This window comes from Gilvimarinus agarilyticus (assembly GCF_000832015.1).
GTDB lineage: Bacteria > Pseudomonadota > Gammaproteobacteria > Pseudomonadales > Cellvibrionaceae > Gilvimarinus > Gilvimarinus agarilyticus.
Genome location: NZ_JXCJ01000001.1, coordinates 423819 through 437622 on the forward strand (window position 1 = coordinate 423819; position 13804 = coordinate 437622).

A 13804-nucleotide genomic window follows, 5' to 3' on the forward strand; every position below is an offset into this window, starting at 1 on the left:
CTCACTTATTGCAGCTCTACATCAATGGTCACGATTTCACCATCGCGCTCAATCTCGAGGCTGGCTGACGTGGTTTGACCTAAATTTCGGTAAATTTCCATAATCTTGCCGGGGTTATCCAGCGCCGTGCCATTTACCCCGGTAACGATATCTCCGGCCTGTAAACCGGCGGCGTTAAAGGCGTCGGGGTTGCGCCCCGGGCGAATGCGGTAACCCTTGATCTGGCCGTTCTCACGGTGAATATTAAAGGCCACGACATCAGACAAGTTTTGGCTGATTTGCTCCACCGAGTCCGGCGCTTCGCTGCTGGACTGATTCACTTGGTCCGCCTCAAGCGGGCCCTGCACAGCCGGCTCTTCGGCTGCTTGTTGTGTTAGTTGTTCTTCGTCGCCTTCCCAGCTGCGGCTAGCAGTGGGGGGCGGGTCGTAGCGCACCTGACGGCGGGGCGCGTTGGGGTCGTCTTTGTACAGCCAAAGGGATTCATACTGGCCATTGTTATCCAAAATTACCCGCTGATTAAGCACCTTGGCGACTTTCACACCGCGCTGGTTTTCGATCTCATCCCCCGGGCCGTAGATCGCCTGAGTCTTGGCATCGGCGATAATCGCCCGGGCCGAGGCATCAACACTCGAGCCTATAATGCCGCTTAAGACCAGCGACAACTTAGTATCCACCGCCTGATCTTCAATTTGTGGCTCCAGCGGTTGAGCCGGCTCGTTGGCAAGCTCGGCTTCGGGGTCGCCACCACCGGCGCCAAACAGGGTTAAGCTACGCAGCTGCTCGACGTCTACATCCTGCGCCTGGCTGTTAGCCTCGGTGCTGGCCAGGGCGTTGGCTGAAATTTCGGCAGCGGGGATCTCGGGAGTCGGCACCAACAGCCAAAATAGCTGTGCCAGCGAATGGGTGAGCCACAGCAGAATCAATAGACCTGCAAGCTGTTTCCAGCGGCGCTCAGGGACACGGCGAAACGCTTGGGAGACACGGCGCTGGGCGTTGCCAAGCCGATCACCACCCGCCATGCCGGGGTCTTGCGTTGTAAGATTCTGCATAAAATAGTCGTTGTATTTGAGCCTGTTTAACTCGTTACTGTCGTACTTCGCAGGCTAACCTACATACAGCGGTATGTACTGGGGATACAGGCTTTTTATTCGGCCTCCGTCCATTGGAGCCGACCGATTGTACTGCAACACTTAATGAAAAGCGAAGCCTGCAAATGGCCCGAGTTCACAAAGGGCGCAAGCTAACGTTGTCACCGGAGCCACTGGGCTGGCTAGGCTACGCGGCCATTGTGACAGTTTTTTTGCAGTTGGGGTTCAACTCAGTGCCGCCTCAGCGTTAGCGCGGCCCCGCTCACCCTGCTTGGACGCTGAATAACTCGCTTGCTATATTGCAACACTTATAAAATTTCGCAAGCGGCGACGTCATATTTTTACGTGTTGGAGATTAATCGATGCCGCCAGTGCGATACAAAAGCTGCTATAAAAGGAAAACCACCATGCCCCTACCACGTCTGGCCACTCTTGCGAGCCTGATGTTATTGGCCTCCAGCGCCCGGGCCGAGCTGCTTTGGCAGGCCGACTTTGAAACCGGCGACCTTTCCCAGTGGCCCTACATCACCAACCCGGTAGGGGCCAGCATTACCAGTGACTGCACTTACGAGGGGCAATACGCCGGGCAAATTGCCATTACCGGCGATGAAAAGTACCTGTGGCACGGTAACGAGGCACTCAATCGCAGCGAATTTAACTACCAGCCCGCGGCGACAGGCGAGGGCGACACGACTTATATTGGCTGGAGCTTTTATTTACCCGCGCCGCTGCTGTCGGTAAAACACGAGATAGGGTACTGGGAGTCGGGTAACAGCTGGCAGCAGCAAATGCGCTTTAACCTGATCGGCGAAACCTTAAGCTTTACGCGCTCTGATGCCACCGAGCCCTATTGGAGCAAACCCGGCTTTGCCAGCGCCGGCGTTTGGCACGATGTCGCCATGGCCGTACACTGGTCGACGGACCCGGCTCAGGGCTATGTCGATATCTGGCTGGACGGCAAGGCGATGGGCCGCACCCAAATGCAAACCCGGGTGAACAATACCGACCCAATGTTTACCCAGATCGGCTTGTTGCGTCACCGGGTCGCCCAGCGAGAGGTGATTTTAATCGACAATGTCCGCGCCGCCGATAACATCGACGACGTACTGGCCGCCTTTAACCCCCAAGAGCCTAAAACCTGCCCCTAATGCACCTTGAATTCGTTTCATCCATTCACGCGGTAAACGCCTCTCAGTGGAACGCACTGCTCGGGAGTGACTACCCGTTTGCGCGCCACGAGTTTCTCGCCTCGCTAGAAGATAGCCACGCCGTAAGCGAGGACAGCGGCTGGCAGCCCCGGCACCTACTGGTGCGCGATAACGGCACCTTAGTAGCCGCGCTGCCGGGCTACCTTAAAGCGCACTCTTACGGTGAGTACGTGTTTGACTGGGCCTGGGCTGACGCCTACCAGCGCTACGGTCAACGTTATTACCCCAAGTGGATCAACGCTATTCCTTTTACCCCGTGCCGAGGCCCGCGCCTACTGGGACAACCCGACAGCGCCACCCTCGCCGCCATTAGCCAGGGGCTGAGTGATTACTGCCAACGCGAGGGACTGTCGGGCTGGCACTGTCTGTTTCCCGAGCAGAGCGTCAGCGAGGCATTAAGCCAGACGGGAAGCACCCAACGGCTGGGCTGTCAGTTTCATTGGTTTAACCGCGAGTACCGCACATTCGACGATTTTGTCGCCACGTTTGCCTCCCGCAAGCGTAAGAACGTACTAAAAGAGCGGCGCCGGGTACACGAGCAAGGCTTTCGTTTTACCACCCTGACCGGCAGCGCCATCGAGCCGCACCACTGGCAATTTTTTTATCAGCTGTATCAGCGCACCTACTTAAAGCGCAGCGGCCACGGCGGCTATTTGAACGAGGCTTTTTTTCAGTCCCTGGGTAAAAACCTTGCCGAGCACTGCGTACTGGTGCTGGCCGAGCGAGAGCAACAAACCGTAGCCGCAGCGCTGTATTTACGCGATCAACACACCCTCTATGGGCGCTACTGGGGCTGTCTGGCCGAGTTCGACAACCTGCACTTCGAGACCTGTTATTATCAGGGGATCGACTACGCCATTGCCCAGGGGCTGACGCGCTTTGACGGTGGCGCACAGGGCGAGCACAAGCTAGCGCGCGGCTTTGAACCGGTATTAACCTACTCCAACCACCACCTGTGTGACCCGCGCTTTGCCGCCGCGATAGAAGACTTTGTGCGCGAGGAGGGCGAGATGACCCAAGGCTACTTTAACGACGCCGCCGCGCACTTACCCTACGCGCAAGCCGCTACACTTAATAAGGATTAACCTTGCACAAGCTTCTGGCCCGCGCCAACCTATTTGCCATTCTCGATCAAATCGACCGCGAACCACCCTCCTACGAGCTGGGTCGGCCCCAGGCCTTGCGTCGGGTGTTTATCACCCTGGCCACGGTCTGTGTTTGCCTGCTGCTGGTGCACTACGGTAAATACTCCACCAACCTAAACACCCTGTTGCGCGCCGTGGCCGAGCTCTCCGGCCAGCCGGCCAACGAACTGGTACGCCAGCTGGAGCAATCCGGTTGGCGGCAACTGGCCGGTTACGCCTGGTGGAGCTTTATACATTTGGTGGGCTACGTGCTGCTGCCCTGGCTGGTTATTAGCCGCCTGTTAAAGCTGCGCATGGCCGATATGGGCTGGCGCCTGGGCGACACCCGCGAGCACTGGTTAGGCTATGTGCTGCTGGTCAGCCCCATTTTGTTTTTTGTTTATTTGGTAAGCCTGGGCGACGACTTCGTCAACCACTACCCGTTTTATCATTTGGCTCAGCGCAGCTGGGTGGATCTAATCGCCTGGGAGTGCCTCTATATTGGCCAGTTTATTTTCTTAGAGTTCTTCTTTCGCGGCTTTTTACTCAACGCCCTGCGCCCGGCACTGGGGGCGAACGCCATTTGGGTAATGTGCGTGCCCTACCTGATGATTCACTTTCCAAAGCTGTGGCTAGAGGCCACCGGCGCCATTTTATTTGGCCTGTTTTTAGGTATCTTGGCGCTGCGCTCACGCTCCGTCTGGGGCGGGGTAGCGGTGCACGTCGCCATTGCGCTAGCGATGGATTTTGCCGCACTACTGCGTAAAAGCGGGCTGCCCGAGCAGTGGTGGCCCACGCTATAACCTGCGTTTTAATCAGGCCATTCCCTGCAAGGTCGTTTACCGGTAGAATTTGCCTCTTTCAAGAATCGCCAGCGCCGAGCCACGGCGGGCACCAAGCAAGAGATAGGGCAATGGGAAGAGCATTCCAAAACCGCAAAGAATCCATGGCAAAAACCTCGGACGCTAAAGCCAAGGTTTACAGCAAGTACGGCCGCGAGATTTACGTCTGCGCCAAACAGGGCGGGGTAGAGCCTGCCGGTAACCTGGCGCTACGCAGCTTAATCGACCGCGCGAAAAAAGATCAGGTACCCAGCCACGTTATCGAAAAAGCGCTGGATAAAGCCAAAGGCGGCGCTGGCGAAGATTTCTCGCCGGCGCGCTACGAAGGCTTTGGCCCGGGCAATGTAATGGTGATTGTCGACTGCCTAACCGACAACCCCAACCGCACCATCGGTGATGTGCGTACCTGCTTTAACAAAACCAAAAGTAAGCTGGGCACCTCTGGCACCGTAAGCCATATGTTCGATCACAGCGCCATTTTTGTGTTTGCCGGTGAAGACGAAGAGGCCGTTTTGGAGGTCTTGATGATGGCCGAAGTGGACGTTACCGACATTGAAACCGAAGACGGTAAAATTACCGTGTTTGCCCCCAACACCGAGTACGCCAAGGCGCGCAACGCCTTAACCGAAGCGTACGAAGGCTTGGATTTTGAAGTGGACGAGATCCAGTTTGTGCCGCAAACCATCACCGAAATTTCGGGCGACGATGTAGAGATGTTTGAAAAGCTGCTGGACATGCTCAACGACGCCGACGATGTACAGCGGGTCTATCACAACGCCGAAATTCAAGGGTAAAAAAATGGGGCGCAAGCGATTGCCTGCGCCCCACACTGCTTTTGCTTTTTTAGATCTTACTTTTGCTGCTCCTGTCGTACCTTCTTTTTAACTCATGCTTTGCTCAAAACCGTTTTGTGGCGGCTTAGTGCTTTCATTACTCAATAACACCACACGCTACCCGCATGCCACCGCCGCCCAACTTCTCAGGTGAATCAGAGTAGTTGTCACCACCTTGGTGAATCATCAGCGCTCTACCCTCCAGATCTTGTAAGGTTAGACGCGGTGCTAATACCGGGCTCTCTGCCACACCTCGATCCGACACATACAACGCCGGCAGATCACCCAAGTGGCCTTCGCCCCAAGGCGCGCCGTGCTGCCCGACACCCATCGGATCGTAGTGGCCACCGGCAGCCGCCGCCGGGGTACCATCTTCGCCCGCCTTACAACTGCCATTCGCGTGTAAATGAAACCCGTGCACACCGGGCACCAACCCCTCTAACTCAGGGGTAAACACCAAACCATAATCACTTTGTTCAACTTCAATTTGCCCCAACGCTTGTGAGGCGCCTGCCGCATCCACGCGATACATTGTGACGCTTTCGGCTATCGAGTGAGTAGCCAGTGTAGAGCACAGGATGGCGGCTGCCAGAGAACTAATTCGCAACATAACAAACTCCCATTCGCTTACGCATAATAAGATTGTTAAAAGTTGTACGGCTGTTAAGCCCTACCTTTACCGCATCTAAAGCAATGACGATGCCACACATTAAAAGCGCGCATAAAAGTGATCAAAATTAAGCGTTGGCGCACAGGAAGGGGAGAGCAATGCGCACTGGCACACAGTACGCAACGTTAGTTTACCCAAAGCAAAAAAACCGGCGGCGCAGTCACCGGGTTATGCCTTGTAAATTAAGCAACGCGCCGTAAAACACACAAATATAACCGCACATAAAGTTCAGGCGCGAGTTTAATGAATAGGCACATAGGTGCGAGTTTAATGAATAGACACATGTTGCACCGAGCCATCAGGCAACACCTCTACCATGGTTTCGGCTGGCTCATCCAGTAACATAGCGGCAGCGGCAGCCACACCAATGGTAGCGGCAATCACCATAAAAAATACCGATGTCTCGACAAACGAGAATACCGTTAACAACAACACCGCACCGATATTACCGTAAGCACCCACGATGCCGGCGATTTGCCCAGTCAGGCTACGACGAATCAGCGGCACCATGGCAAACACACAACCGGCCGCCGAGCCTAAAAAGAATGAGCTAACCATCATGACAGCGACCGCCAGTGCAATGGGCCACTGCGAGCCAATGGTCGACATCGCCACAAAACCAAGCGCCGCGCCCGAGAGCAACACCACCAGTGAGCGCTTGCGACCAAAGCTGTCACTTATCCAGCCACCGGATGGGCACGAGGCCATATCGACAGCAGCAAAGCAGGCACCCAATAAACCCGCTAACGCGACAGGCAGCGCAAAAGTCGTTTTAAAAAACATGGGCAGCATAGAAACCACCGCCAATTCAGAGCCGAACGTCGCCGCATAAGCCAGGCTTAAAATCATCACTTGCTTAAACTTGTAACGCTGCAGCTGATTGACCGTACCCTGAAACACCTCGGTGTTTACCGCGTAAATTTTACGGCACTGGTACCCATACAAAATCACCAGTGCAGCCCAAATACCCAACAGCGCATTAAACGACACCAAATCTAGCTGCTCAACCTTCCAGGCCAGCAAGGCCAGTGCCCCATACATGGGAATATTAGTCAGAAAGTAAAGTGCAAAATCGAGTTTACTGGTGACCTCTAAACCGCCGGATTTATTGGGCTTAAAGTAGGTCGAGCCCGCCGGAGTGTCGCGCACACCCAGGTAGTAAATACCGGCATAGACAATGGCAATAACCCCGGTAATGCCTGTGGCGTAACGCCAGCCATCATCGCCGCCAACCCACAGCGCCAGCGCCGGCAAACTAACCGCCGCCATCGCCGAGCCAATATTACCCAGGCCTTTATAGATACCCTCGGCCAAACCCAGCTGACGCGCCGGAAACCATTCGCTGATCATGCGAATACCAATCACAAAACCCGCGCCGGCAAAGCCCAGTAAAAACCGCGCCAGAGCCAAAGCTTCAAAGCTGGTCGCCAATGAGAAAAAGAAACAGAGGCCGCCGGTTATTAGCAGCAACAGCGAATAAATAAGACGCGGGCCGTAGGAGTCCACCAACATGCCCACCACAATACGGGCCGGAATGGTCAGGGCAACATTAAGGATTAGTAAGGTTTTAAGCTGCTGATCGGTGAGCGCTAATTGCTCTTGAATCACCAGCATCAGCGGGGCGTGGTTAAACCACACCAAAAAGCTAACAAAAAATGCCAGCCAGGTTAAATGCAGTACCCGAAACTTACCCGCGAAAGAAAAAAACGAAAACTCTGCACCACCGCTGCCCATGAATCACCTTGCTTATTTTAAGATGACCAGCCAGACAGCAAAGTTCAAGCCACAAAATAGCGCCCCATCAGAAAGCAGCCATATTTATGCGCCATTCTCGTGCACTGGGTACTATATTACCCAAACACGGGCTATCCCGTACAATTTATGATCAATAGATACGTTTATAACACCGCAGAGGAAAGCATGAAGGAGGGGAGAGTGATCTTTACTGCCTCTGGCGCGTGCAACGCCCAACTATCTCGCCCAGAAATAGGGCGCCGGATAAACCGGCGCCCACCTCGACAACAGGTTAGCTGTCGCGCTCGACAACCTCTTCACCCTCGTCGGCAATAATGATCTCGACCCGGCGGTTTTGTAAACGCCCGGCTTGCGAGTCATTACTGGCCACGGGATGAGATTCACCGTAACCGCGAGCCCGAATCCGGCTGCTGTCCACACCGGCGTCTACCAGTGATTGCTGCACCGAAGCGGCACGACGCTCGGACAAATTCTGATTATAACTATCGGCCCCGGTATTATCCGTAAAACCTTCGATAAGCACTTTGCGTTTGGGATACTCGTTTAAAAAGTCCGCTACCCGCTCCAGAGTGCGCTCGGAGCCGTCCTTTATTTCGGCTTTGTCGACTTCAAACAAAATATTACCCAGCGTCAGCACCAAGCCGCGTTCGGTTTGCTCGGTACTGATATTTTGCAAATCACTTTCGAGCTTTTTCGCCCGGTTTGCCATCTGTTGTGCGTAAGCCTCGGCAGCCAATGCACGCTCTTCCGCCAGTCGAGCCCGCTCGCTGGCTTCTTCAGCCTGCTGGTTCATCCTTTGCGCTCGCATCGTCGCACTCTGTGCCTCCGCTTCACGGGCGGCAATAATCAAGTTGCGGCGTCTTTCATCCGCTTGCTCAACCGTTTCGTCAGCCGCTTTCATACGCGCTGTTTGCGCGGCGACATCAATTTTTCGATCGGCCAGATAAACCTGATGGCTTACGACATCCGGCTTGGCATCGGCGTTAAGCAAACTTTCGAGCTGCTCTACCGACTCCTCGGCTTCGCGCAATTTAACCGGTGCGTAGCGATTGGCTTCATCAATGGTCGAGACATTGTCCAGCTCGGCGCGCAGACGAACCAAGCGCTCATCCGGCTCTTCCGGCGTGGTTGCACAACCGGTCGCCAACAATGCCGCTAACGTAGTACCTAACAATGCCTTTTTGTGATGTTTTATACCGTACATAATTCTATCCTCTGAGTGAGCGGTCGGTTACTGTTGGTTCTTTTTGACTTCCTGCTCTAACGCGCGCAGGTTCTCTTCCACCTGATCGGCCGCTTGTTCGGATTTTTTGGCGTGAGATTGAGCAATGGCAAGTTCCGAGTCGGCCACCGACTTTTCTAGCCATTCACGCGCCTCGGCGTTTTCCTTTTTAGCCAGTGCCGCTTGCGCCTTCTCTAAGTTTTTCTGCGCATCGCGAAAGGCTAAGGGCGCGAACTTTTCTGCGTTTAGGCTGCGCGCCTGCTCGACGTTACCTTCAGCTTGCGTCAACAAAGTACTAGGCACTGGCGCGTTATTAGCACACGCGGTAAGCGTGAAAACCGCCATTAATACAGTGAGTAAGCCAATTTTGATCCGTTGCATAGTTATCTCCAGTGCGTTTGTAAGTGCTACAAAATTCTGTAACAACACCAGCCAAACAGCGATTAATAGCGCTTAAATGACCAATTCATTGGAGATGTAGCAAAGTAGGTGCCAGCCCATGAGCTTAGAGGGGAAAGTTTCAGGCCGCGTCGATGGCGGCCTGAACAACATTTAAGAGGAGGGAGCCAAAGACTCCAGGGCCGGCGCGGACCCCATTGATTCGAACACATTTACCAAGGTTAAAAAGTAGTCCCGCTTAGCAACAACAATCGATTCGTTGGCACTAAACCATGACTGCTGCGCCAACAGTAAGTTGATAAAATCTATATCGCCCGCGTCGTAACGAACCTTGGACAAATCATACAGCGCCTGATTGTTATCAAATTTTTGTTCGCTGATATCTAACTGCTGTACCCGCATTTGATAATCCTGAAGCTGATCGAGCACATCGCGGTACGCGTCTGCCACTGTGTATAAATAGCTGGCCCGGTTAATATCCGCGTCGAGCTCGGCAATACGAATCTGTGCATTCGTCTGGCCGCCATCAAATAACAACAGCGATACGGTCTCACCTAAACTGCCAGCCCAATCAGATCCGCCGGATAACACGCCGCTTAACCCCCACCCGGCACTGATGGATAAATCGGGCCAACGCGCCACCCGTGCCTGATGCAGTAAACTTTGATCTTCCCGCAGTGCCAACTGCGCTAACTGAATGTCGGGGCGCTGCTGCAAAAGCTCGGCAGGCTGTAACGCGGCGATCTTGGGTGCGCGCAGCTGCGAAAAATCCGTACTCAGGGTAAGCGTCGTTAAGCTGGTATCGCCTAGCAGTAACGCCAATGCCCGCTTGTTTACCGCATAACTTTTTTCGATGTCAACCAATTGGCTTTGGGCGTTGTACACAACGTTTTTTTGCTGGCGTAACTCAATACCCGAGGCAGAGCCGGCATCAAAGGTCAATTGAAACAGCTCTAACAACTGCACGCTGGCATCGTAGTTTTGCTTTGCAACCCGATACAACTCGCTAAGGGCCAAAGTTTGCACGTAGGTGCGAATAAACTCCGCTTGCAATGAGATCATTAAACTTCGTTGTTGCCAGCGCTGCGCCTCAACTTGTACTTCGCGCTGATCAATACGTGCGGCGCGCTCGCCCCACAAATCAACGGTGTAGCTTGCGCTAAAATTTAGGTTGCTGCTGTCAGAGGTTTTGCCATATTCATCGTAGCTATCGCTGTTGCTAAGCGAGCTGGTTAAGCCAGGCCAGCGCTCGGACTCCGCCGAGCGCTGCAACTGGCGCGCGCGTTCAATGCGCAAGCGCGCCGCACTTAAATCCAAATTATTTTCGCGCAAACGCGCCAGTAGATCGTTTAACTCATCCGGTAGTACACGGCTCCACTCGCCGAGCGCCTCGGCCTGAGTCGACTCGATGGCCTGCTCATCGAGCTGCTGTTGATAGGTTGGTGCGGTGTTGGTACCGGGCACCTCCAACTCTGGGTTATATGCACAGCCGGCCGCACACAATGCGATCAATAATATTGATTTTTGCATAATTAATCCTCCGCCAGCGCGGCAATAGGACTGAGGGAGGCCGCTTTACGGGCGGGAATGTAGCCGAATACCAGGCCCACCAATATGGAGGTGGCAAAGGCCAACACCGCCGGCAGTGCGGTAAAAGCAATCGCCACTGAAAAGTACTGCACGATCAAAGCCGCCCCAAAGCCGATCAATACGCCCAACACACCACCGCAACTGCACACCACCAACGCCTCAATATTAAACTGTCGTAAAATATCACCGGGCTTGGCGCCCGTGGCGATACGCAAGCCAATTTCCCGACGCCGTTCGGTGACGTTAACCAACATAATATTCATCACACCGATACCACCGACCAACAGCGAGATCGCCGCGATGGAACCGAGCAGTAACGTTAAAGTATTTTGTGCAGCGGTAACGGCCTGCACCAATGATTCGGTCGAGCGCACCATAACGTCCTCGGCACTGTGCCGATCTATCAAAAGTTCGAGAATTTCGTCCTCTAAACGCGCCGCCGCCTCGGTATTTTCAGCTTGTACCGTAATGCTGCTTAGGTGTTCACGGCCAAACATTTTTAACCGGGCAGTGGTCAAGGGAATTAGCACTTCGTCATCCATATCCTCCCCCGACGGGTCGGCGCCTTTTGCCTTTAACACTCCGATAATTTGATAGGGCACTTTGCTCACCAGCACATAGCGACCGATGGGATCCTCGTGGCTTTCAAAGAGGCTCTCGGCAATTGTCGCGCCCACCACCATGACCGATGCGTAACCTGCAACATCGTCATCAGAGAAGAATACCCCTTGCGACAGCTCCCAATCGCGGACAGTAAAGTACTCGGGCGTAGAGCCTTTAATACGGCCGGAGTAATCTTTATTACCGTAACGCAGTGTCGCGCGAATATTGCGCTCGGGCGCCACTGCTGCGACACCGGGCAACGCTGCGATCGCGTCTGCATCCGACACCACTAAGGTGGCGATGTTACCCCGGTCGCGTCGCAAGTTAGCGCCGCCCGGGCGAACCGAAATCAAATTAGTGCCGATCGATTCAATGCGATCGAGTACCTCTGCCTTGCCGCCTTCACCAATGGCAATCATCACGACCACGCTGGCCACGCCGATAATAATACCGAGCAAGGTTAACAGGGTACGAAACAAATTAACTCTCAGTGAAGACAGCGCGATATGAGCCGACTCAAAAAAGCTGATGCTGGGAAACACCTTTATCGTTTTAGGCGTATCGCTAGCGTCAGGGGCCGCCGCCTCTGACGCTCCGGTGTCATCGATTAAGCGACCGTCTTTGAACGAGATAATACGCTCGGCATGCTCGGCGATACCGCGATCATGAGTGATCAAGATAACCGTGACACCTTCGCGATTAAGCTCTTGCAGCAGCGCCAAAACCTGCTCGCCACTTTGGCTGTCTAACGCTCCGGTGGGTTCGTCTGCGAGAATAACCTCAGCGCCGTTTATCAGCGCGCGCGCAATGGACACGCGCTGCTGCTGCCCCCCGGAAAGCTCCGTGGGTTTATGATGGGCGCGCTCGCCCATGCCGAGTTTTTGCAGCAACTGCTCGGCGCGCTCGCTGCGCTGTGCACGATCCTGCCCCTGGTAAATACCGGGCATAGCGACGTTATCGACGGCGTCGATGTTAGCCAACAATTGATAGCGCTGAAACACAAAACCAAACGTACTCAAGCGCAACGCTGAGAGCTCATCGGCGGCGAGCCCCGCGACCGAGATGCCGTCAACAAAATACTCGCCACTGCTGGGCTGATCTAAACAGCCGAGGATGTTCATCAGCGTGGATTTACCTGAGCCCGACTGCCCCATAATGGCGACAAACTCACCGCGCCTGATGGTCAACGAGATATCTTTTAGCGCATCTACTCGTGTTTCACCCAGCTGATAATAACGGCCGACGTTGTGTAGCTCGATCAGTGCATTAGAAGCCACCGCGGCGCCCCCCACGCAGTTCGCCGGGCGGGCCACCCGGGCCGCCTTCTCGGGCCCGGCCCGCGCCTGCGGGGCCATTGCGCACCCCGGCCACTACCTCATCGCCCTCTTGCAAGCCGGCGATAATTTCTACCTGGGTGCGAGTGCGCATACCGATCTTTACCGGCACGCGCTCGATGCCCGCGGGGGTTTGCTTGCGCACCGAGGGGCCGTTGGGGCCGGGACGCAACGCCCCTAACGGTACGGTTAACACATTCTCGGCTTGCTCCTCGATAAAGAATACCTGCGCCGTCATGGCGTCCATCAAGCGCGAGCCTTTGTTCTCGATGTCGATTAAAACCTGATACAAGACCACGTCACTGACCACTTCCGGGCTTGGTAGCACTTGCCTAACGGTGGAGTACCAGCGCTCATCAGGTGCGCCGAGTGTCGAGAAGTACACGGGCATGCCGGGGTAAATACGGGTTACATCCGCCTCGGATACTTCGGTGCGAAGTGTGAGTACCGACAGGTCGGCAATCTTCATAATCAGCGGGGCGTTTTGATTGGCGTTGAGTGTCTGGCCTTCGCGCACCGCAATAGACACAACCGTACCGTCCATGGGCGCGTAAATTTTGGCGTAGTTCAGAGTCGCCTTGTCTCCCTCAAGCGACGCGGTATCAGCTTTAATCTGCGCCTGCATGGCCCGAATGCTGGCTTTTAAACTTTTAACGTCGGTTTCGCTGGCGGTGAGTGAATCGCGGCTAATGGCGTTTTGTTTAAACAAGTTGCGGTTGCGCTCTAACCGCTCTTCGGCCAAAAACTCTTCGGCGTAAAGTTTTTCTAGTTGTGCCCGTATGTTTTCTAAGCCAGCGGTGGCGCCCATCACTTTGGTTTCAAATACCGTGGCATCGATCTCAGCCAGAAGTTGATCGCGCTTAACTATATCGCCCACCTCGACGGCTAAGGTTTCTAGCTGACCGGATACCTGGGCACCGACTTCCACATAGTCTTTGGGCTCCAGCGTGCCACTGGCGGCAATAACGTTTTCAATGGTATCGAGGCGCACCTCGTGGATTAAATAATCCTCGCTGGCGCTCGGTTTAAAATATGCCTGCACCCCGTAGCCAATTACCAGCAACAGCGCAATGAGCATAAATAAAAATAACCACGCCCTGCGCCGGCGCGTCCAGGAAAAAGAAGTTTTCATATTG

The 13804-nt window shown here is 54.5% G+C and carries 12 protein-coding genes; 4 read left to right on the top strand and 8 right to left on the bottom strand.

All coding sequences use genetic code 11. The annotated features are described in order from the left end of the window. Window positions 1–5 precede the first annotated feature (5 nt). Window positions 6–1049 carry a type II secretion system protein GspC gene (gspC, locus tag SD69_RS01905; RefSeq protein ID WP_052480812.1) on the bottom strand — a complete coding sequence of 348 codons (1044 nt, stop codon included), beginning with the start codon at window positions 1047–1049 and terminating at the stop codon, window positions 6–8. Between the two features lie 446 nt (window positions 1050–1495). On the opposite strand from gspC, the gene SD69_RS01910 reads away from it, so the two are divergent. The 4 genes from SD69_RS01910 (at window position 1496) to SD69_RS01925 (ending at window position 5056) form a co-directional block, all read left to right on the top strand. Then, entirely contained in the window at window positions 1496–2236 is a 741-nt protein-coding gene (locus SD69_RS01910; RefSeq protein ID WP_041521857.1) for a polysaccharide lyase, read from the top strand. Continuing rightward, the gene (locus SD69_RS01915; protein WP_041521858.1) at window positions 2236–3381 is read left to right on the top strand and encodes a GNAT family N-acetyltransferase; all 1146 of its coding nucleotides are present in this window, start codon (window positions 2236–2238) and stop codon (window positions 3379–3381) included. Before SD69_RS01910 ends, SD69_RS01915 begins: the two co-directional genes overlap by 1 nt. Before the next feature lie 2 nt (window positions 3382–3383). Continuing rightward, window positions 3384–4223 carry a CPBP family intramembrane glutamic endopeptidase gene (locus SD69_RS01920; RefSeq protein WP_041521859.1) on the top strand — a complete coding sequence of 280 codons (840 nt, stop codon included), beginning with the start codon at window positions 3384–3386 and terminating at the stop codon, window positions 4221–4223. A 110-nt stretch (window positions 4224–4333) separates the two neighbouring features. Beyond that, window positions 4334–5056: a YebC/PmpR family DNA-binding transcriptional regulator gene (locus tag SD69_RS01925; protein WP_041521860.1), complete on the top strand. Its 723-nt coding sequence runs from the start codon at window positions 4334–4336 to the stop codon at window positions 5054–5056. Between the two features lie 136 nt (window positions 5057–5192). Here SD69_RS01925 and sodC read toward each other — a convergent pair whose 3' ends face one another. The 7 genes from sodC to SD69_RS01960 form a co-directional block, all read right to left on the bottom strand. Then, entirely contained in the window at window positions 5193–5705 is a 513-nt protein-coding gene (sodC, locus tag SD69_RS01930) for a superoxide dismutase family protein (RefSeq protein WP_084591456.1), read from the bottom strand. 327 nt (window positions 5706–6032) lie between these two features. Next, entirely contained in the window at window positions 6033–7499 is a 1467-nt protein-coding gene (locus SD69_RS01935; protein ID WP_041521861.1) for an MFS transporter, read from the bottom strand. Between the two features lie 292 nt (window positions 7500–7791). Beyond that, window positions 7792–8724: an OmpA family protein gene (locus SD69_RS01940; RefSeq protein WP_052480813.1), complete on the bottom strand. Its 933-nt coding sequence runs from the start codon at window positions 8722–8724 to the stop codon at window positions 7792–7794. Between the two features lie 27 nt (window positions 8725–8751). Then, complete coding sequence (locus SD69_RS01945) at window positions 8752–9123, bottom strand: DUF4398 domain-containing protein (protein WP_041521863.1); 372 nt, start codon at window positions 9121–9123, stop codon at window positions 8752–8754. Between the two features lie 171 nt (window positions 9124–9294). Next, a complete protein-coding gene (locus tag SD69_RS01950) occupies window positions 9295–10671 on the bottom strand; it encodes a TolC family protein (protein ID WP_052480814.1) in 1377 nt (458 codons plus the stop codon). Window positions 10672–10673: 2 nt separating this feature from the next. After that, a complete protein-coding gene (locus SD69_RS01955) occupies window positions 10674–12689 on the bottom strand; it encodes a MacB family efflux pump subunit (protein ID WP_084591457.1) in 2016 nt (671 codons plus the stop codon). Further along, a complete protein-coding gene (locus SD69_RS01960; RefSeq protein WP_232301135.1) occupies window positions 12601–13800 on the bottom strand; it encodes an efflux RND transporter periplasmic adaptor subunit in 1200 nt (399 codons plus the stop codon). Before SD69_RS01960 ends, SD69_RS01955 begins: the two co-directional genes overlap by 89 nt. Between the last annotated feature and the right edge of the window lie 4 nt (window positions 13801–13804).

Bases quoted from the DNA above. Each gene is read 5' to 3' on its own strand.
- SD69_RS01945 (WP_041521863.1), bottom strand. From the start codon at position 9,123: ATGCAACGGATCAAAATTGGCTTACTCACTGTATTAATGGCGGTTTTC.
- sodC (WP_084591456.1), bottom strand. From the start codon at position 5,705: ATGTTGCGAATTAGTTCTCTGGCAGCCGCCATCCTGTGCTCTACACTG.
- gspC (WP_052480812.1), bottom strand. From the start codon at position 1,049: ATGCAGAATCTTACAACGCAAGACCCCGGCATGGCGGGTGGTGATCGG.
- SD69_RS01940 (WP_052480813.1), bottom strand. From the start codon at position 8,724: ATGTACGGTATAAAACATCACAAAAAGGCATTGTTAGGTACTACGTTA.
- SD69_RS01935 (WP_041521861.1), bottom strand. From the start codon at position 7,499: ATGGGCAGCGGTGGTGCAGAGTTTTCGTTTTTTTCTTTCGCGGGTAAG.
- SD69_RS01960 (WP_232301135.1), bottom strand. From the start codon at position 13,800: ATGAAAACTTCTTTTTCCTGGACGCGCCGGCGCAGGGCGTGGTTATTT.
- SD69_RS01910 (WP_041521857.1), top strand. From the start codon at position 1,496: ATGCCCCTACCACGTCTGGCCACTCTTGCGAGCCTGATGTTATTGGCC.
- SD69_RS01925 (WP_041521860.1), top strand. From the start codon at position 4,334: ATGGGAAGAGCATTCCAAAACCGCAAAGAATCCATGGCAAAAACCTCG.
- SD69_RS01950 (WP_052480814.1), bottom strand. From the start codon at position 10,671: ATGCAAAAATCAATATTATTGATCGCATTGTGTGCGGCCGGCTGTGCA.
- SD69_RS01955 (WP_084591457.1), bottom strand. From the start codon at position 12,689: ATGGCCCCGCAGGCGCGGGCCGGGCCCGAGAAGGCGGCCCGGGTGGCC.
- SD69_RS01915 (WP_041521858.1), top strand. From the start codon at position 2,236: ATGCACCTTGAATTCGTTTCATCCATTCACGCGGTAAACGCCTCTCAG.